Source organism: Caldimonas sp. (genome assembly GCF_046291045.1).
Lineage (GTDB): Bacteria > Pseudomonadota > Gammaproteobacteria > Burkholderiales > Burkholderiaceae_C > Caldimonas.
Map to the genome: position 1 here is coordinate 86,996 of NZ_JBKBSL010000002.1, position 18,033 is coordinate 105,028.

Annotated in this window: 18 protein-coding genes; 10 read left to right on the forward strand and 8 right to left on the reverse strand. The window is 68.8% G+C overall.

Going from position 1 to position 18,033, the window contains the following annotated elements; genetic code table 11:
- Positions 1–2 precede the first annotated feature (2 nt).
- From ispC to ACK4ZD_RS01385, 10 genes are all read left to right on the forward strand, one after another.
- Complete coding sequence (gene ispC / locus ACK4ZD_RS01340) at positions 3–1,187, forward strand: 1-deoxy-D-xylulose-5-phosphate reductoisomerase (RefSeq protein ID WP_409657662.1); 1,185 nt, start codon at positions 3–5, stop codon at positions 1,185–1,187.
- Positions 1,184–2,554, forward strand: a complete 1,371-nt coding sequence (gene rseP / locus ACK4ZD_RS01345; protein ID WP_409657665.1) for an RIP metalloprotease RseP — start codon at positions 1,184–1,186, stop codon at positions 2,552–2,554. Before ispC ends, rseP begins: the two co-directional genes overlap by 4 nt.
- An 88-nt stretch (positions 2,555–2,642) precedes the next feature.
- Positions 2,643–4,883, forward strand: a complete 2,241-nt coding sequence (gene bamA / locus ACK4ZD_RS01350; RefSeq protein WP_409657806.1) for an outer membrane protein assembly factor BamA — start codon at positions 2,643–2,645, stop codon at positions 4,881–4,883.
- Entirely contained in the window at positions 4,883–5,398 is a 516-nt protein-coding gene (locus ACK4ZD_RS01355) for an OmpH family outer membrane protein (RefSeq protein WP_409657668.1), read from the forward strand. The genes bamA and ACK4ZD_RS01355 overlap by 1 nt, the downstream gene beginning before the upstream one ends.
- Positions 5,395–6,426, forward strand: coding sequence for a UDP-3-O-(3-hydroxymyristoyl)glucosamine N-acyltransferase (gene lpxD, locus ACK4ZD_RS01360; protein WP_409657671.1), 1,032 nt, complete (start codon positions 5,395–5,397; stop codon positions 6,424–6,426). Before ACK4ZD_RS01355 ends, lpxD begins: the two co-directional genes overlap by 4 nt.
- Positions 6,423–6,866, forward strand: coding sequence for a 3-hydroxyacyl-ACP dehydratase FabZ (gene fabZ, locus ACK4ZD_RS01365; RefSeq protein ID WP_409657674.1), 444 nt, complete (start codon positions 6,423–6,425; stop codon positions 6,864–6,866). Before lpxD ends, fabZ begins: the two co-directional genes overlap by 4 nt.
- 15 nt (positions 6,867–6,881) lie before the next feature.
- Positions 6,882–7,676, forward strand: a complete 795-nt coding sequence (lpxA, locus tag ACK4ZD_RS01370) for an acyl-ACP--UDP-N-acetylglucosamine O-acyltransferase (RefSeq protein WP_409657677.1) — start codon at positions 6,882–6,884, stop codon at positions 7,674–7,676.
- Positions 7,677–7,678: 2 nt separating this feature from the next.
- Positions 7,679–8,830 carry a lipid-A-disaccharide synthase gene (gene lpxB / locus ACK4ZD_RS01375; RefSeq protein ID WP_409657680.1) on the forward strand — a complete coding sequence of 384 codons (1,152 nt, stop codon included), beginning with the start codon at positions 7,679–7,681 and terminating at the stop codon, positions 8,828–8,830.
- The gene (gene rnhB, locus ACK4ZD_RS01380) at positions 8,802–9,428 is read left to right on the forward strand and encodes a ribonuclease HII (protein ID WP_409657683.1); all 627 of its coding nucleotides are present in this window, start codon (positions 8,802–8,804) and stop codon (positions 9,426–9,428) included. Before lpxB ends, rnhB begins: the two co-directional genes overlap by 29 nt.
- A complete protein-coding gene (locus ACK4ZD_RS01385) occupies positions 9,425–10,198 on the forward strand; it encodes a TrmH family RNA methyltransferase (RefSeq protein ID WP_409657686.1) in 774 nt (257 codons plus the stop codon). The genes rnhB and ACK4ZD_RS01385 overlap by 4 nt, the downstream gene beginning before the upstream one ends.
- Here the strand turns inward: ACK4ZD_RS01385 and ACK4ZD_RS01390 are convergent.
- From ACK4ZD_RS01390 to ACK4ZD_RS01425, 8 genes are read right to left on the reverse strand one after another with little or no spacing between them, the layout of a single operon-like run.
- Positions 10,175–11,263 carry a tetratricopeptide repeat protein gene (locus ACK4ZD_RS01390; RefSeq protein WP_409657689.1) on the reverse strand — a complete coding sequence of 363 codons (1,089 nt, stop codon included), beginning with the start codon at positions 11,261–11,263 and terminating at the stop codon, positions 10,175–10,177. The two genes, ACK4ZD_RS01385 and ACK4ZD_RS01390, sit on opposite strands and share 24 nt — an antisense overlap.
- Positions 11,264–11,286: 23 nt before the next feature.
- The gene (locus ACK4ZD_RS01395; protein ID WP_409657692.1) at positions 11,287–12,231 is read right to left on the reverse strand and encodes a type II secretion system F family protein; all 945 of its coding nucleotides are present in this window, start codon (positions 12,229–12,231) and stop codon (positions 11,287–11,289) included.
- Positions 12,232–12,268: 37 nt separating this feature from the next.
- Positions 12,269–13,240 carry a type II secretion system F family protein gene (locus ACK4ZD_RS01400; protein WP_409657695.1) on the reverse strand — a complete coding sequence of 324 codons (972 nt, stop codon included), beginning with the start codon at positions 13,238–13,240 and terminating at the stop codon, positions 12,269–12,271.
- 17 nt (positions 13,241–13,257) lie between these two features.
- Positions 13,258–14,589 carry a CpaF family protein gene (locus tag ACK4ZD_RS01405; RefSeq protein WP_409657809.1) on the reverse strand — a complete coding sequence of 444 codons (1,332 nt, stop codon included), beginning with the start codon at positions 14,587–14,589 and terminating at the stop codon, positions 13,258–13,260.
- Positions 14,590–14,649: 60 nt separating this feature from the next.
- Positions 14,650–15,813, reverse strand: coding sequence for a CpaE family protein (locus tag ACK4ZD_RS01410; protein WP_409657698.1), 1,164 nt, complete (start codon positions 15,811–15,813; stop codon positions 14,650–14,652).
- Between the two features lie 9 nt (positions 15,814–15,822).
- Positions 15,823–16,266, reverse strand: coding sequence for a TadE/TadG family type IV pilus assembly protein (locus ACK4ZD_RS01415; RefSeq protein ID WP_409657700.1), 444 nt, complete (start codon positions 16,264–16,266; stop codon positions 15,823–15,825).
- Positions 16,266–16,748, reverse strand: coding sequence for a TadE/TadG family type IV pilus assembly protein (locus ACK4ZD_RS01420; RefSeq protein WP_409657703.1), 483 nt, complete (start codon positions 16,746–16,748; stop codon positions 16,266–16,268). The genes ACK4ZD_RS01415 and ACK4ZD_RS01420 overlap by 1 nt, the downstream gene beginning before the upstream one ends.
- On the reverse strand, positions 16,745–18,025 hold the full coding sequence (locus tag ACK4ZD_RS01425; RefSeq protein WP_409657707.1) for a pilus assembly protein TadG-related protein: 1,281 nt from the start codon (positions 18,023–18,025) through the stop codon (positions 16,745–16,747). Before ACK4ZD_RS01425 ends, ACK4ZD_RS01420 begins: the two co-directional genes overlap by 4 nt.
- Between the last annotated feature and the right edge of the window lie 8 nt (positions 18,026–18,033).

Here is an 18,033-nt window from a genome sequence, read left to right on the forward strand (position 1 = left end):
CCATGGTTCAGCGTCTTTGCATTCTGGGCTCGACCGGCTCGATCGGGACGAGCACGCTGGACGTGGTGGCCCTGCATCCCGATCGCTTCGAGGTCGTGGCGCTGACGGCGCACGCGCGCGTGCAGATCCTGCTGGAGCAATGCCTGCGCTGGAAGCCGCGTTTTGCCGTGATGACCGATGCCCTCGCGGCACGTGCCTTGCGCCAGGCGGTGCGCGAGGCGGGGCTGCGCACCGAGGTGCTCGACGGTGGCCAGGCCCTGGAGGATGTGGCGGCCCACCCGGACGTGGATGCCGTCATGGCGGCCATCGTCGGGGCGGCTGGCCTGCGCCCCTGCCTGGCCGCAGCTCGTGCGGGCAAGAAGCTGATGCTGGCGAACAAGGAGGCACTGGTCGTCGGCGGCGCGCTGTTCATGGAGGCGGTGCGTGCCGGTGGAGGTCCGCTGTTGCCGATCGACAGTGAGCACTCGGCCATCTTCCAGTGCCTGCCCGAGGACGCATCGACCTGGCCTGAAAGGATCGAGCGCATCGTGCTGACCGCTTCCGGCGGGCCCTTTCGCGAACGCGACCCGGCCACACTGGCCACCGTGACGCCGCAAGAGGCCTGCGCCCATCCGAACTGGGTGATGGGACGCAAGATCTCCGTGGATTCGGCCACGATGATGAACAAGGCGCTGGAGGTGATCGAGGCGCGCTGGCTCTTCGACCTGCCGCCCGAGCGCATCGAGGTGCTGATCCATCCGCAAAGCATCGTGCACTCGATGGTGGTGTGCAAGGACCATTCGGTGCTGGCCCAGTTGGGCACGCCCGACATGAAGGTGCCGATCGCCTACGGCTTGGCCTACCCCGAGCGCATCGCCTCGGGTGCCGACCTGTTGGACCTCACGCGCACGGCGGCGCTGAGCTTCGAGGCCCCCGATCCTCGACGCTTTCCCGGGCTGGGCCTGGCCTGGCAGGCTCTGTCGGCCCGGCATGGCACCACCGCCGTGCTCAATGCGGCCAACGAGGAGGCCGTGGCCGCCTTCCTCGACGGAACCATCCGCTTCGACCAGATTCACACGGTGAACCTGCGCACCCTCGAAACGGTGCTGCCCGACACCGGCGTGCGCGACTCGCTCGACGCCTTGCTGGCGCTGGATGCCCGGGCCCGGCGCCAGGCGCGCGGCATCGTCTCGGAGTTGTCGGCATGATCACCACCGTCTTGGCCTTTCTGGTCACGCTGGGCATCCTCATCGTGGTGCACGAGTGGGGACACTACCGCATGGCGAGGGCCTGCGGGGTGAAGGTGCTGCGCTTCTCTGTGGGGTTTGGCCGGGTTCTCTGGCGCCGCCAACGCCACCTCGATGCCACCGAGTTCGTGGTGTGTGCGCTGCCTTTCGGCGGATACGTGCGCATGCTCGACGAACGCGAGGGCGTGGTTCCGCCGGAACAGGTGCATCAAGCCTTCAACCGTCAGCCGCTCAAGGCTCGGGCGGCCATTGTCGCGGCGGGTCCGGCGGCGAATCTCGTGCTGGCCGTGCTGCTGTACGCGGCCGTCGGCTGGATCGGCACGGACGAGCCCAAGGCAGTGTTGGGGGCGCCGGCCGTCGGCAGTCTGGCCGAGCGGGCGGGCCTGCGGGCGGGCGACTGGGTGCACGGCGTGCGCAGGTCCGACGGGCAGGTCGAGCCGGTGCGCTCGTTCAGTGACCTGCGCTGGCGGATCACTGAAGCGGCCGTGGACGAGAACGATCTCGATCTCGAAGTGACCGACCCACAGGGGCGCCATCCTCGCACCGTCCGGCTGCCGCTGGCCAGCCTGGGCGCGCGCGAGGTGGATGCCCAGCTCATGACGAAGGTGGGCCTCGGGGCTCCCTACAGCGAACCCGTCCTCGGCGAGATCCTGGCCGGTGGTCCGGCCTCGCGCGCGGGTCTGCACCGGGGCGACCGCGTGCTCAGCGTGGACGGCCAGGCCATCCAGGATGCCGCGCGCCTGCGCGAGCGTATCCGGCAGGCCGTGCGCAACGGCGAACCGGTGCCGATGCAGTGGCGCATCGAGCGCGCCGGACAGGTGCTCGAACTGCAAGTGACGCCCTCGGTGCATCGCCAGGGCGATCAGGTTCTCGGACGCATCGAAGCCTTCGTGGGCCAGCCGGTCGAGTTCGTGACCGTCCGTTATGGCTTTTTCGACGGCCTGGGCTATGCGCTGGGCCGCACCTGGGAGGTCTCGGTCCTGAGCCTGCGGATGCTGGGCAAGATGGTGGTGGGCGATGCCTCGCTGAAGAACTTGAGCGGGCCGCTGACCATTGCCGACTTCGCGGGCCAATCGGTGCAGTTGGGCGTGGCCTACTATCTGGGATTCCTTGCGCTGGTGAGCGTGAGCTTGGGTGTGCTCAACCTGCTTCCCTTGCCCGTCCTCGATGGAGGGCACCTGATGTATTATCTTTTCGAAGCAGTGACGGGGCGGCCGGTCTCCGAGGTGTGGCTCGAACGGCTGCAACGCGGCGGCGTAGCCATCATGCTCATGCTGATGTCACTCGCGCTCTACAACGACGTCGCCCGTCTTCTGGGTCTGCATTGACCGCATGCTGCGCAAGAACTCCACAATATCTTTCAAGCCTCGTTTTTCTCCCCGGTTCCGCGTCCTGGCGGCGGCTGCCCTGGCCACCATGCATGGCGCGCTTGCCTGGGCTGCCGAGCCCTTCGTGCTGCGCGACATCCGTGTCGAAGGGCTGCAGCGCATCGAGCCGGGGACGATCTTCGGGTCCCTGCCGTTTCGCATCGGCGACACCTACAACGATGACAAGGGTGCGGCCGCGCTGCGTGCGCTGTTCGCCACCGGCCTGTTCAAGGACGTGCGCATCGAAGTCGAGGGCGATGTGGTCGTGGTGGTGGTCGAAGAGCGCCCGATCATCGCGGGTGTCGAGTTCGTGGGAACCAAGGAGTTCGACCGCGAGACACTCATCAAGGCCCTTCGCGAAGTGGGCATCACCGATGGCCGCCCTTATGACCAGGCATTGATCGACCGGGCCGAGCAGGAACTCAAGCGCCAGTACCTCTCGCGCAGTCTCTATGGCGTGGAGGTGATCACCACCGTGACGCCGCTGGAGCGCAACCGCGTCAATGTCACATTCACCGTGACTGAGGGCGGACAGGCCCGCATCCGTGAGATCCGCATCACCGGTAACCGAGCCTTTTCCGAGCGTGAGCTCAGAGGCCTGTTCGATCTGAACACCGGTGGCTGGATGAGCTGGTACACCAAGTCCGACCGCTACTCGCGCGCCAAGCTCAATGCTGATCTGGAGAAGCTGCGTTCCCACTACCTGAACCGCGGCTACCTGGAATTCGCGATCGAGTCGACCCAAGTGGCGATCTCGCCTGACAAGCAGGACATCACGATCACCATCAACGTGCGCGAAGGCCAGCCCTACGTGGTCACCGGCGTGCAGTTGGAGGGCGATTACCTGGGCAAGGAAGACGACTTCAAGGCCCTGGTGCGCATTCAGCCCGGCCAGCCCTATCGTGCGGAGGCAGTGGCCGAGACGGTGCGCGCCTTCACCGAGCGCTTCGGTGCCTTCGGTTATGCCTTCGCGCGCATCGAGCCGCGTACCGACATCGATCGCGCGACCGGGCGTGTGGCCATCGCGCTGGTGGCCAGCCCTCAACGCCGGGTCTATGTGCGGCGGATCAACATCAGTGGCAACGCCCGCACCCGCGACGAAGTCATCCGGCGCGAGTTCCGACAGTTCGAGTCGGCCTGGTACGACGGTGAGCGCATCCGCCTGTCGCGCGACCGTGTCGACCGTCTGGGCTTCTTCAGCGAGGTCAGCATCGATTCGGAGGAAGTGCCGGGATCGCTCGATCAGGTGGACCTGAACCTGCGCGTGGTAGAAAAGCCCACGGGCAACTTGCTGCTGGGGGCAGGCTTCTCCAGTGCCGAGAAGCTCACGCTGACGGCGGCGATCAAGCAGGAGAACATCTTCGGCACGGGTAACTACCTGGGGGTGGAGTTCAACACGGGGCGCTACAACCGCACGCTCGTGGTCAGCACGGTCGATCCGTACTTCACGATGGATGGTGTTTCGCGCTCCATCGATGTGTACTACCGAACGACCCAGCCGCTGTCCAGCCAGGGCAGCGACTACAAGCTCGTCACCCCGGGCGCCTCGGTCCGCTTCGGCATCCCGGTGACGGAGTACGACCGCGTGTTCGTCGGTATCGGCGTGGAGCGCACGGAGATCCGTGGCGAACCCGGGGCCCTGCCCAACAGCTATTTCCGCTACCGCGAACGCTTCGGCCCTGCGAGTCTGAGCGTGCCACTGACCTTGGGTTGGACGCGCGACGACCGTGATAGCGCGCTCGTGCCCACGCGAGGACGCTACCAGCGCGTCAATGCGGAATGGAGCATCGCGGGCGACACGCGCTATCTGCGAACGAACTACCAGTTCCAGCAGTACCTCTCCCTCACCCGGGATTTCACGCTGGCGTTCAACACCGAGGTGGGTTGGGGCAAGGGCCTGCAGGGGCGTCCGTTCCCGGTGTTCAAGAACTTCTACAGCGGCGGCCTAGGTACGGTGCGCGGCTTTGGCCAAGGGTCGCTCGGTCCGGTGGACGCCACCGGCGCCTATGTGGGAGGCGCCAAGCGGCTGAACCTCAACGGCGAACTCTACGTGCCGTTCCCCGGCTCGGGTAACGATCGCACGCTGCGACTGTTCGGCTTCGTCGATGCGGGCAACGTCTTCGGCGAGGACGACCGCATCCGCTTCGACGAGCTGCGCGTGTCCAGCGGCATCGGGTTGAGTTGGATCTCTCCGGTGGGCCCTTTGAAGCTGGCCTATGGCATCCCGCTGCGCAAGCAGCCGGGCGATAGAATCGAACGCATTCAATTCCAGATCGGGACCGCATTCTGATGAAGAAACTCGCATTGGCTGCCGTGACGGCCGTCCTCGTCTCCTTTGGGACGGCCTCAGTCGCGCAGGCCCAGGAACTGAAGATCGGCTATGTGAACAGTGACCGCGTGATGCGCGACTCGGCTCCGGCCAAGGCGGCCACGAGCCGGCTGGAGGCTGAGTTCACGCGGCGTGACAAGGAACTCAACGAGCTCGGCGCCCGCCTGAAGGCCAGCTCCGAGCGCCTCGAAAAGGATGCCCCGACCTTGTCCGAATCGGAGCGGGCCCGCCGTCAGCGTGAACTGGTCGAGCAGGACCGCGAGTTCCAGCGTCGCCGCCGCGAGCTGCAGGAGGACTTCAACCAGCGTCGCAACGAGGAGCTGGCGGCGATCGTCGAGCGGGCCAACCGGGTCATCAAGCAGATCGCCGAGGCAGAGAAGTACGACCTCATCGTGCAGGATGCGGTGCACTTCAGCCCGCGCGTGGACATCACCGACAAGGTGATCAAGGCCCTCAACGCCAACGGTGGCAAGTGAGCGATGTCCGACTGAGCCAGATCGTCGCCGAGCTGGGAGGGGAACTCCTCGGCTCGGGTGAGCTGCGTATCAGCCGGATCGGACCGCTCGAGGGGGCGGACTCATCCACCCTCAGCTTCCTGGCGCACGCACGCTATCAGTCGCAGTTGCAATCGACGGCGGCAGGCTGCGTGATCGTCGCGCCGGCCTTCCGTGAGGCCGCGGCCGCTCGGGGCGCGGCCATCGTCACCCCCGATCCTTACCTCTACTTCGCCCGTCTGACTCAGTGGTGGGCGGCCCGCACCCGTGCGGCCCGGCCGGCTGGACGGCACCCCACGGCTGTGGTGAGCGAGCAGGCCTGCATCGGTCAGGCGGTGCGTATCGAGGCGCATGCCGTGGTGGAGGAGGGGGCGGTGCTTGGCGACGGCGTGGTGATCGGCGCGCACTGTTTCGTTGGCGCCGGTGTCGTGATCGGGCGCGGCACGCGGCTGGCCCCGCGAGTGACGCTGATGCCGGGCACGCGGCTGGGCGAGCGCTGTGTGCTGCACAGCGGCGTCGTGATCGGTGCCGACGGTTTCGGCTTTGCACCGAACGAAGGCCGATGGGAGAAAATCGAGCAGCTCGGCGGAGTGTCCATCGGCAACGACGTGGAGATCGGCGCCAACAGTTGTGTGGACCGAGGCGCCCTGGACGACACCGTGATCGAGGACGGGGTGAAGCTGGACAATCTGGTGCAGATCGCCCACAACGTGCACATCGGGGCGCACACTGCGATGGCCGGTTGCGTAGGAGTGGCCGGCAGCGCACGCATCGGCCGGCACTGCACGGTCGGGGGCGGCGCCGGCATCCTGGGCCACCTCACGATCGCCGACCATGTGCACATCTCCTCGATGTCGCTGGTGACGCGTTCGCTGCTGCAGCCCGGGCTCTACAGCGGCGTGTTTCCCATCGATGAGAACGCCGCCTGGGAAAAGAACGCCGCGACGTTGCGCCAGCTTCATCGGCTGCGCGAGCGCGTGCGCGCCCTCGAAAAGAAGACGACACCATGATGGACATCCATTCGATCCTCAAGCAGCTTCCGCATCGCTACCCCATCCTCCTGGTGGACCGGGTGCTGGAGGTGGAGCCTGGCAAGCGCATCCTGGCGTTGAAGAACGTCAGCGCCAACGAGCCCTTCTTCCAGGGTCACTTCCCCAACCGGCCGGTGATGCCGGGCGTGCTGATGCTCGAGGCGCTGGCCCAGGCCTCGGCGCTGCTGGCTTTCACCTCGGCCTCGGTGGAACGCGATCCGCGTGCGGTCTATTATTTCGTCGGCATCGATGGGGCCCGTTTCAAGCGGCCGGTGGAGCCGGGCGACCAGTTGTTGCTCGATGTGACGATCGATCGCGCGCGTGCCGGCATCTACAAGTTCAAGTGCCAGGCCCGGGTGGGCGAGGAGGTCGCGGTGGAGGCCGAGATCATGTGCACCCAGCGCCTGGTGGATGCCTGAGAGGGCGACAACGCCATGGCCCAGATCCATCCCACCGCCCTGGTCGATCCGAAGGCCGAGCTGGCGGCCGACGTCAGCGTGGGGCCGTTCGCCGTGATCGGACCACAGGTGCGCATCGGTGAGGGCACGAGCATCGGGGCCCATTGCGTCATCGAGGGTCGCACGACGATCGGCCGCCACAATCGCATCTTCCAATTCTGCTCGTTGGGTGCGGCCCCTCAGGACAAGAAGTACGCCGGTGAGCCCACGGAACTAGTGATCGGCGACGGCAACACCATCCGCGAGTTCTGCACCTTCAACACTGGCACGGTGCAGGATGCCGGCGTGACGCGCATCGGCGACGACAACTGGATCATGGCCTATGTCCACGTGGCGCACGACTGTGTGCTGGGCAGCCACATCATCCTGGCCAACGCCGTGCAACTGGCCGGGCACGTGCATCTGGGCGACTGGGTCTTTCTGGGCGGACTGTCGGGCGTGCACCAGTTCGTGCGTGTGGGCGCGCACGCGATGACGGGCTTTCAGACTCGCCTGTCGCAGGATCTGCCGCCCTTCGTGACGGCCGCCGGAAACCCGGCACAGGCGCAAGGCATCAACCAAGAAGGCCTGCGCCGGCGGGGCTACACGCCCGAGCGCATCTCGGTCGTCAAGCAGATGCATCGCGCGCTCTATCGTAAGGGTCTGACCTTGGCCCAGGCCCGGGAGGAGCTCGAATCGATGCGGGCTTGCGCGGCTGAAGTCCAGGCCGAGGAGGATGTCCGGCTCATGCTGGAGTTCCTGGCCACCGCCGAACGCGGTATCGTGCGCTGACCATGAAGGGGGCGACGCATGCGCCCCGCCTGGCCCTGGTGGCCGGCGAGGCATCGGGGGATTTGCTGGCCGGACTGCTGATGGGCGGCTTGCGCCAGCGCTGGCCCGATCTGACCGCCCAGGGCATCGGGGGCCCGCGCATGGCCGAACAGGGGTTCACGGCCTGGTGGCCGCACCACAAGCTGGCCGTGCGGGGCTATGCCGAGGTGCTGCGGCACTACCGCGAGATCGCGGGCATCCGACGGCAGCTCGCTCGCCGCTTGCTGGACGACCGACCCGACGTCTTCATCGGTGTGGACGCCCCGGACTTCAATCTCGGGCTGGAAACCTGGCTGCGCGAGGCCGGCCTCAGGACCGTGCACTTCGTCTGCCCGTCGATCTGGGCCTGGCGCGCGAGCCGCGTCACCAAGATCGCGCGGGCGGCCGACCATGTGCTGTGCTTGTTCCCTTTCGAGCCCGAGCTGCTGGCGCGTCATGGCATCGCGGCGAGCTACGTGGGTCACCCGCTGGCCGACACGATCCCGCTGGAGGTGCCCCGCCAGGCGGCGCGCGAGGCGCTGGGGCTGGGGGCCGATGAACCCGTGGTGGCCCTGCTGCCGGGTAGCCGTCGCAGCGAGATCCAGTACATCGCTCCGCACCTGCTGGCCGCGGCGGTCTTGCTGCATCGCAGGCGCCCGGCCCTGCGCTTCGTGCTGCCCGCGGTGCCGGGGCTGCGCGAGTTGATCGACCCGCTGGTGGCTCGATGGGCCGCCGAGCTGCCCTTGCAGGTGCTGGATGGCCGCTCGCACGAGGCGCTGGCCGCCTGCGACCTGACCCTCATCGCCAGCGGGACGGCCACGCTGGAGGCGGCGCTCTTCAAGCGGCCGATGGTCATCACGTATCACATGCACTGGCTGAGCTGGCAGCTCATGAAGCGCATGGGCTACCTGCCCTGGGTGGGCCTGCCCAACATCCTGTGCCGCGACTTCGTCGTGCCCGAGCTGCTGCAGGACCGCGCCACGCCGCAGGCCCTGGCCGATGCAGCGCTGGCTTGGCTGGACGATCCGGCGCGCTGCGAGCGTGTGCAGCAGCGTTTCGTGGAACTGCACCATCTCCTGCGTCGCAACACGGCGCAGGCCGCCACCGATGCGATCGCGCAAGTCCTCGGGCATTGAACAACTCCCGCTGTGCTGGGAGGGCCCGGGCCTGGTGGCCGGGGTCGATGAGGCCGGGCGCGGCCCGCTGGCCGGGCCCGTGGTGGCCGCTGCGGTGATCCTGGACGACCAGCAGCCGGTGTCCGGCCTGGCGGATTCCAAGCAGCTCACGGCCTTGCGGCGCGAGCGCCTGTACGACGAGATCCGCGCCAAGGCGCTGTGCTGCTGCATCGCGATGGCCACGCCGGAGGAGATCGACCGGCTGAACATTCTGCAGGCCACGATGCTGGCGATGCGCCGGGCGGTCGAAGGCCTGCGGCTGCGACCGGCTCGCGTGCTGGTGGACGGCAACCGCCTGCCGGTGCTGAAGGTGCCGGCCGAAGCGATTCCGAAGGGCGATGCCAAGGTGCCGGCGATCTCGGCGGCATCGATCCTGGCCAAGGTGCACCGTGACCGCCTGTGCCTGGCGCTGGACGAGGCCCATCCGCAGTACGGGTTTGCCACGCACAAGGGCTATCCCACGCCCGAACATCTGGCGGCCCTGCGGGAACATGGGCCCTGTCCTGAGCATCGCCGCAGTTTCGCGCCAGTGCGCCAGGCCCTGGAGGGCCGGGCATGAAGGTCGAGGCCCTGCATTCCCGCGACAACCCGCTGTGCGTGAAGGTGCGCAAGCTGCTGCGCGACCCGGGGGCCTACCGCAAGCTGGGCTGCGTGTGGCTGGAGGGCGATCACCTGGCGGCGGCCTGGCGTGCCCGGGGCGGCATGGGGGGCGAGGCGGTGTTCACCGAGGCGGCCTGGGCCCGTCCCGAGCGGCGAGCGCTGGCACAGGGGGCCGCGCGGGTGGCTGTGGTGACTGACGTCCTGATGCGCGAACTCAGCGCTCTCGAGTCCCCGCCGGATTGCGGCTTCGTGGTTCCTTGGCCGGGGCCCGGCGAGGGCCGTCCGGGGATCAACACCGTGGTGCTCGACCGCCTGCAAGATGCCGGCAACGTGGGGGCCATCCTTCGCAGTGCCGCGGCCCTGGGCGTGGGCCAGGTGGTGGCTTTGAAGGGCACGGCGGCGCTGTGGTCGCCCAAGGTGCTGCGTGCCGGCATGGGCGCGCATTTCGCGCTGCATCTGGTGGAGATGGCCGCTCACCAGGGGCTGGAGGCGCTGGGCGTGCCCCTGGTGGGCACCAGCTCGCACACGGCGCTGGAACTGCATCGTTGCCGGCTCCCGTCGCCGGTGGCCTGGGTCTTCGGCCACGAGGGCCAGGGCATGGATCCGGCCCTGGCCTCGCGCTGCGAGCTCGTGGTGCGCATCCCCCAGCCGGGTGGCGAGGAGTCGCTCAACGTTGCAGCGGCGGCGTCGATCTGCCTGTACGAGTCACTGCGGCAGCGACTCGCCTGAGGTGACGGCCACGGCCGGCGGTGGGCAGCGCCGCGTGTCCAGGCAGGCGGCCTGCGCACGGAAGTCATGGCCGATCACCACGCGCAGGTCGGCACGCGGGTCGAGGTCGTTGCGGGCTTCGACGAGGGCCGGCAGGGGCAACTGACGGGCCAGTTCGCGGGCCTGGGTTTCGTAGCCCTCGCGGTACTGCACCAGGGTGTGGGCCTCGCGGTAGGGCCGGTGGTTGGTGAGGCGATCGACTTTCACACCCAGCCAGGCGAGCCAGCCGCGCACCCGCGAGGCGAAGCCTCTCGCCCCATTGCCGTTGGACAGCTCGATCCGTGCGGCAGGCACCGGGACCGACGGGGGTGAAGCCGCGGCCGCCGTGGGCGCAGGCTCGGCTGCATCATCCCTTGGGCCGCGCGGCTCGCCCACCTGCAGCGGCAGGGCTGGTACCGTGGGGGACTGCAGGACCAGCGGCGCAGGGGCGGCGGTCGACAGCGGCAGGGGCGGCGGGGCCGGGGTGAGGGCTTGGGTGTGGACGGCACCGGACGTCACCGCGCGGGCCTCGACCTGGCCGGCCGGTGTCGGTGTGGCGGCGCCGGCGACGGCGGCCAGCACCGCTTCGAGGTTGCGCCGGGCAGTGAGGCTGTGTGGGTCGAGCGCCAGGGCCCGGTGCAGCGTGGCCGCGGCCGCCTCGCGTTGACCGGCGCGCCATTGCAGGTAGCCCAGGTTGTTCAACAGGTGGGCGGCCTGCGGGTCGAGCGCCAGCCCCTGTTCCAGGGCCGCGATGGCCGCGCTCAGGCGGCCTTGCTCGGCCAGCACCAGCGCCAGGCGGTTGTGCGCTTCCACATGGGTGGGCTGCAGTTCCAGGGCACGGCGATAGGCCTGCTCGGCCGGGGCCCAGCGCTGCTGCCCTTCGAGGTAGCGGCCCGAGGCGTAGTGTCCGTCGAACTGGGCCTGCGCGTGCTGGATGCGGTAGACCGGCTGGACCCGCCAGGCCCGCGGATCGGGCCCGTGGGTGGCGCAGGCCCCCAGGCCGGCGGCGGCCAGCAGCGCGAGCACGTGCATGCGGGGCGGGGTCATGGTTGCGCTCCTTTCGGCAGGGGTCATGGTGAGCCGGCCATGGTGGGCAGCAGCACGCGGTAGATCTGGATCATCGCCGGGCCCATCAGCACCAGCATCAGCGAGGGGAAGATGCAGAAGATCAGTGGGAAGAGCAGCTTCAGGGCGATCTTCGCGGCGGCTTCCTCGGCCTTCTGGCGCCGGCGCGTGCGCAGCATGTCGGCGTGGATGCGCAGCGACTGGGCGATGCTGGTGCCGAAGCGCTCGGCCTGGATGATCATCGAGACGAAGCCGTCGACCTCCTCCACGCCGGTGCGGATGGCGAGATTGCGCAAGGCCCGCTCGCGCGGTGCGCCGGCCCGCAGTTCCAGCGTGACCAGATGCAGCTCCTCGCTGAGCGCGCGGCTCTTGAGCTGCATGTCCTCGGCCACGCGGTGGAGTGCGGCTTCGGTGCCCAGCCCGGCCTCCATGCACACGGTCATCAGGTCGAGCGCGTCAGGGAAGGTTTCGAAGATCTCGCGCTGGCGCACGAAGACCAGGCGCGACAGCACGGCGTTGGGCAGGTAGTAGCCGATGGCGGCCACGGCCAGCAGCACCACGAGCAGGCCGTGGCCCTTGATCGGGGCCTTGGCCACGGTGAAGACCGCAAAGGCCAGGAAGGGCAGTGCCAGTGCGAGCACGGTCTTGGCCCCGAAATATGCCACCGGGGCGGCCGGGTTGCGGATGCCGGCATGCACGAAGCGGGTCTTGAGGGCCGACTGCTCGTAGCCCTCCTCGGGCATGGACAGCTTGCCCAGGGGGCGGGTCAGCCGTGCGACGCGGTCGACCCAACGGTCGGCAGCGGCCCCCGACGTGGGCGCGGCCTCACCGACCATCTTGCGCAGCCGCTGGTCGGCGGCCGTGGGAGACAGCCGGCCCAGGGCCCACAGCACCAGGGCGAAGGTGGCGATGAAGACCAGGGTCAGGAAGGCGATCTGCAGCACGGTCATGGCGGTCTCCTCGCGTCGGTCTTTGGGGCGTGCCGGTTCAGACCCGGATGCGGATAATGCGGCGCATCCACCACACGCCGAAGATCATCATCAACAGGGCCGCCCCCACCAGCCGGATGCCGACCGGATCGGTCCACAGCACGTTCATGAACTTCGGGTTGATGACCTGCACGACCGCAGCCACGCCGAAGGGCAGGACTCCGAGGATCCAAGCCGACAGGCGGCCCTCGGCCGACAGCGTCCGGATCTCGCCCAGCAGCTTCAGCCGGGCCCGCACGATGCCCGCGATGTTGTCCAGCAGTTCGGCCAGGTTGCCGCCGGTCTCGCGCTGGATCGTCACCGCGATGACGAAATAGCTCAGGTCGGTGATCGGCACCCGCTCGGCCAAGCGGACCAGCGCCTCGTTCTGTGGGACGCCGTAGTTGGTCTCGTCGAAGAGGATGCGGAACTCGCGTGCGATCGGGTCGGCCATCTCCTCGCCGACCATCTTGACGGCCGTCGGGAAGGCATGGCCGGCGCGCAGCGCGCGGGCCATGAGGTCCAGGGCCTCTGGAATCTGGCGCTCCAGCAGGCGCAAGCGCTGCGTGCGCGCGCGCGACACGCGCAGCCAGGGGATGGACCCTGCCAGCACGGCGCCGGCCGCCGAGAAGGTCCAGGGCTGGCCGAGCAGCGCGGGCGCGATGGCACCGCCCAGCGCCAGCGCAGCGCTGGTCAGGAAGACCTGGCCGGCGGTGGTCTCCACGCCCGAGGTGCGCACGAACTCGGACAGGGCCTCTCCGGTGGGCACCCGGCCGACCAGACGGTCCAGCCAGGGCCAGCGGCCTTGCGGCGTGCGCCGCTCGATGGACAGCGGCACATCCTGGAGGACGGATTCAAGGCTTTGCAGCCGCGCGCTGATGCGCCGAGCCTGCGCGCTGCGCTTGGAAGCCCAGACGAGGTAGAGGCCTTCCAGGCCCAGCACGACGGCGATGAACACCGCCAGCGCAAAAAGGAGGTAGGTCATGTCCATGGCGGGCTCCTGGCGGTTCACTCCATGCGGCGGCCGGGATCGAAGAGGTGGTCGGCCACGTGGATGCCGCGCGAGCGCAGCCGCTCCTGGAAGCGCGGGCGCACGCCGCTGGCCTGGAAGTACCCCTGAACGGTGCCGTCGTCGGCCACCCCCGTCTGGCGGAAGCTGAAGATCTCCTGCAGTGTGATGACCTCGCCTTCCATGCCGGTGATCTCCTGGATGCTGGTGATCTTGCGGCGTCCGTCGGTGAGGCGGTTGGCCTGGATGATCACGCCGATGGCCGAGCTGATCTGATGGCGAGCCACCTTGGTGGGCAGGTTCATGCCGCCCATGGCCAGCATGTTCTCCAGGCGGCTGAGGGCGTCGCGCGGGCTGTTGGCATGGATGGTGGTCATCGAGCCTTCGTGGCCGGTGTTCATGGCCTGCAGCATGTCCATGGCCTCGGCGCCGCGCACTTCGCCGAGGATGATGTGGTCGGGGCGCATGCGCAAGGCATTGCGCACCAGCGCGCGCTGGGTGATCTCGCCGCGGCCCTCGATGTTGGGCGGCCGTGTCTCCAGGCGCACCACATGGGGCTGCTGGAGCTGCAGCTCGGCGGCATCCTCGATGGTGACGATGCGTTCGGCATGATCGATGTAGCCTGACAGGATGTTGAGCAAGGTGGTCTTGCCGCTGCCGGTGCCACCGGAGATGAGCAGGTTCACCTCGGCGCGCGCCAGGGCCGACAGCACCTCGGCCATCTCGGCGGTGAGGGTGTGGTAGTCGATGAGGTTGGTCATCGTCAGCGGCACGGCGGCGAAGCGTCGGATGGACATCACCGGGCCGTCTAGCGCCAGCGGCGGGATGATGACGTTGACGCGGGAGCCGTCGGGCAGGCGGGCGTCGGCCATGGGACTGGATTCGTCCACGCGCCGACCCACGCGCGAGACGATCTTGTCGATGATCTTCATCAGATGGTCGTCGTCGACGAAGCTCACGTCGGTGCGCACCAGCCGGCCGCGGCGTTCGACATACACCTGCTGGGACCCGTTGACGAGGATGTCGGAGATGCTGGCATCGGCCAGCAGGGGCTCCAGGGGGCCCAGTCCCAGCATCTCGTGCTGGATGTCGCGCACGAGGTTGCGCCGCTCGGCCGCGTTGACGACGAGGTTCTCCTCGGCCAGCAGCCGCTCGACCATCAGGCCCAGCTCCTCGCGCAGGCGCTCGTCGCTGAGGTTCTCCATCGCCTCCAGGTCGATGCGCGACAGCAGCAACTGGTGCACCTGCATCTTCAGGCTCTGGTAGGCGCGGCTGTGGCGCTCGGTCTGGGCCGTGGTCTCGGGGGGCAGGGCGTCGAGGTCGCCCGGCATGGTCAGTCGTTCGCGCAGCAGGTTCATGGTCGATCTCCGGGCAGGGATGCGGATGGCGGCTCAGCGTCCCCCGAACAGGCCGAGCCAGCGTTCCTTGTGGGCCGCCGCGGCCGGCGGGGGGGCGAGTTGGCGGGCGATGTCCTGCAGGGCCTTGGTCACGGGGCTGTGGCGTGCCAGCTGGTCGATCGGGATGCCTTGGTTCACGGCGGCGGCCACCGCGTCGTAGTGGTTCGGAATCGCCTTGAAGACGCCGGCCCCCAAAGTGGCCTCGAGCGCCTCGATGGTGATCTCGCCGCCCTTCTCGTGGCGGTTGACAAGCCAGTGGATCTTGCTGGCGGGATAGTCGAGCGAGCGGAACAGGTCGCGCAGCCGCTTGGCGTCGCGGATGTAGGGCAGGGTGAGCTGCACCACTGGGAAGATCCGGTCGGCCTGGTCCAGGGCCTGCAGTGTCAGGGCATCCATCGAGCGTCCCACGTCGATGACGACGAAGTCGAAGCCCGCGCGGGCCTGCTTGATGATGGCCCCCACGTGCGCCGCCTTCACCTCGAAGGCATGGGCCAGGTCGTCCGGGGAGGGCAGCACCATGAGGTTGTCGCGCACCGGCAGCATGGCCGAGCGCAGCAGGTCGGCATCCAGCCGCGCCATGTTGCGAGCCACCTCGGCCACGTTGCTGGCGGGCCGCGTGTCGGACAGGAACAGCGCGGCGTCGCCGAACTGCAGGTTCAGGTCGATGACGGCCACCTGCAGGTCACCGCGGGCGGCCAGGCAGCTCGCCAGGCTGGTGGCCAGGAAGGTCGCGCCGCTGCCGCCCTTGCTGGCCACGAAGGCCAGGACCTGTCCCAGGCGTGCCTGGGCCGGGGCGGCGCGCTTGCGGGCGATGCGTCGCACGGCAGCCTGCACGGCCTGGGCATTGATCGGCGCGGGCAGCACCTCGCGCACGCCTGCGCGCATGGCCTGCAGCAAGAAAGCGGCAGAGGCGTCGTCGGAGATGATGATGGTGTCCACGTCCGGATGGCTGAGCGCAAGCCGCTCGATCACCTCCAACCCGGCCAGGTCCACACCATCGACCACAAGCAGGCCGGGCCGGCTGCCGTTGACCACCAGCGGCAGCTCGCCCAGCGTGCCGCTGGTGCTCACGACGTCCAGGCCGGGATCGCTTTGCCGCACCAGTTCGGCCAGGGACTCGGCCTGCTGGGGGTGGGAGGAGACGACCTTGATCTTCATGGCAGGCCTTCAGGCGGCGCTACAGACCGGGTTGTTCGTACTGGACATGCTTTCGCGCGGTAGCCTCGTGGAGAAGGGCGGCAGGGCCAGGGTCATCGGCACGAAGGGGATCACTAGGGTGTGCTGGTAGCCCACGATGCTGACCGTCACGGACTGGCAGTTCGCCACCGTGCAGCCGCTCGGGACGTAGGCGATGGACACATTGCCCGCGGGGAGTCCGGGCAGCATGCGCTGCATGCGCGCGACGATGTCGGCATCGCCGGGGTCGCATACCACGGCCAGCCGCGCCCCCAGCCGGGTGGCCTCGGCTGCGGCGTTCCAGGTCCACAGCAGCCGGCCCATCTCCATCGCACCGATCAGCAGCATCAGGAAGACCGCGGCGATGATGGCGAACTCCACGGCCGTGGCGCCCCGCTGGCGCCAGGGCAGGACGGGGCGGACGGGAGCAGTCATCACAGCACCTGTCGCATGGTGACCCGGATCGTGCCGAAGCTCTGGAAGCTGTCGGGCACGACGAAAGGCACCACCGTCTGGAAGGGCGCACCCTCGATCGAGACGGTGACGAGATTGATCACGCCCAGGCCGGTGGCCTGGTTCTGATGCGTGTCTGCGCACGACACCGCGTCGCAGACCTGGACCATCGCCGGGGTGAGCCCCGGCACCAGGGCGGGGCCGGTGCACGAGGGGTTGCCGTGCACGGCCAGGCAGGTTGCGGCGGCGATCTCGTCGCTGTCGCCGGCGGCATGCTGGGACAAGTGGCGCGTGGCGTCGCGCACCGCCTTGGCCAGGGTGTTGTACTGCACCATGGCCCGGCCGTACTCGGCGATGCCGAAGGTGAGCAGGGCCAGCGGAATCACCAGGAAGCCGAGTTCGACCGCCGCGACGCCGCGCAGGCGGCGCTCGCTGGTCGGGGGCCGGTGGGCGAGGGTCTTCATTGCACGAGGGCCGGCACCAGGGGGCCGACGCTGCCGGGCCCGCCCACCGAGCCGCTGGTGGCGCAGGGGCTGGCGGGGTCGCTGGACAGGCCGAGGTATTCCATGTAGACGATGTCGCTGGGATGACCGATGGGATGCAGCATCAGCACGCAGGCCCAGGCGCGGATGGGCACCGTGTTGCTGCCGGCCCATTCGCCGCAGTTCACGATCGGCGCGGTGACCAGGCGCCGGTCGGCCCCGGAGGCGAGATGCTGCGCCGGCGTGGTGGTGGGGTTGTAGGCATTGCTGATCGACAGGCCGGTGAGCGTGTTGCCGGCCTGCACGGTGCTGCCGTAGTTGTCGCCCGTGGCGCGGCGGGACAGGAAGTCGCCCAGCGCATTGCCGGCCGCCGCATCCCAGTTGACGTTGGTGTAGGCATAGCCGGTGCGGTCCGGGGGGGCCGTGTTCAGGTTGGTCGGGCCGCTCTGGTACAGGCCGAAGCGCGAGTTCCAGGCCCGCGCGGCGGCGTTGCCCAGCACGCCGGTCTGGCCCACCGGATTGGGCACGTTCATGTTGCACACCCCTGAGCCGGTGAGCAGGGCCGCCAGCTCGCTCTGGCCGCCGGCCGGAGGGGTGAAGTCGATCCAGTTGAAGTTGCCGGTGAGGCCTCCCCCCGCGTCGAAACGCCCGTCGTACCAGCGGCCAGGCACCAGCCCGAAAGGCGGCGAGGCGGTGGCCGGCCCCTGCGAGCACATGGCCAGCGGGATGCCGCAGTTGGTCTGCGCTGGCGCCAGCGTGGCCACGGCATGGGCGCCTACGGTCTGCGCGCCCAAGCCCAGCACCTGCATGAACCAGGGCAGCAGGCCCTCTTGGCGCGCGATGCACATCACGTAGCGCGAGGCCGGATCGGCGCCCTCGGCGATGGAGCGGTAGGCCTCATTCGGCGCGAGCTCGGTGTGGAAGCGCACGTCCGCTGGCGCGATCGCCACCGTATTGCGCTGAAAGTCGTTGACGTTGCGGGCCGCCACCGCGATGCCGGCTGCCTGAGCGGCTTCCAGGTGCGAGGTGCCGCAGGACGCCACCGCCGGGTCGCAGGTCAGTTCGCGCGAGGCGGCCAGCGCGCAGGCATCGGCGGCGTTTTGCAGCTCGGTCTTGTTGATGTACAGGCGACCGCCATCGAGCGCGAGGCCGGCGAAGCCCAGCAGCACGGCGATGGCCAGGCCGACGATGATGGCCACGACGCCGCGCTGGCGGGCGGGGCGTCGTGCGAATCCAGGAGGGGCGTGTCGATGGCGCATGGCGGCCT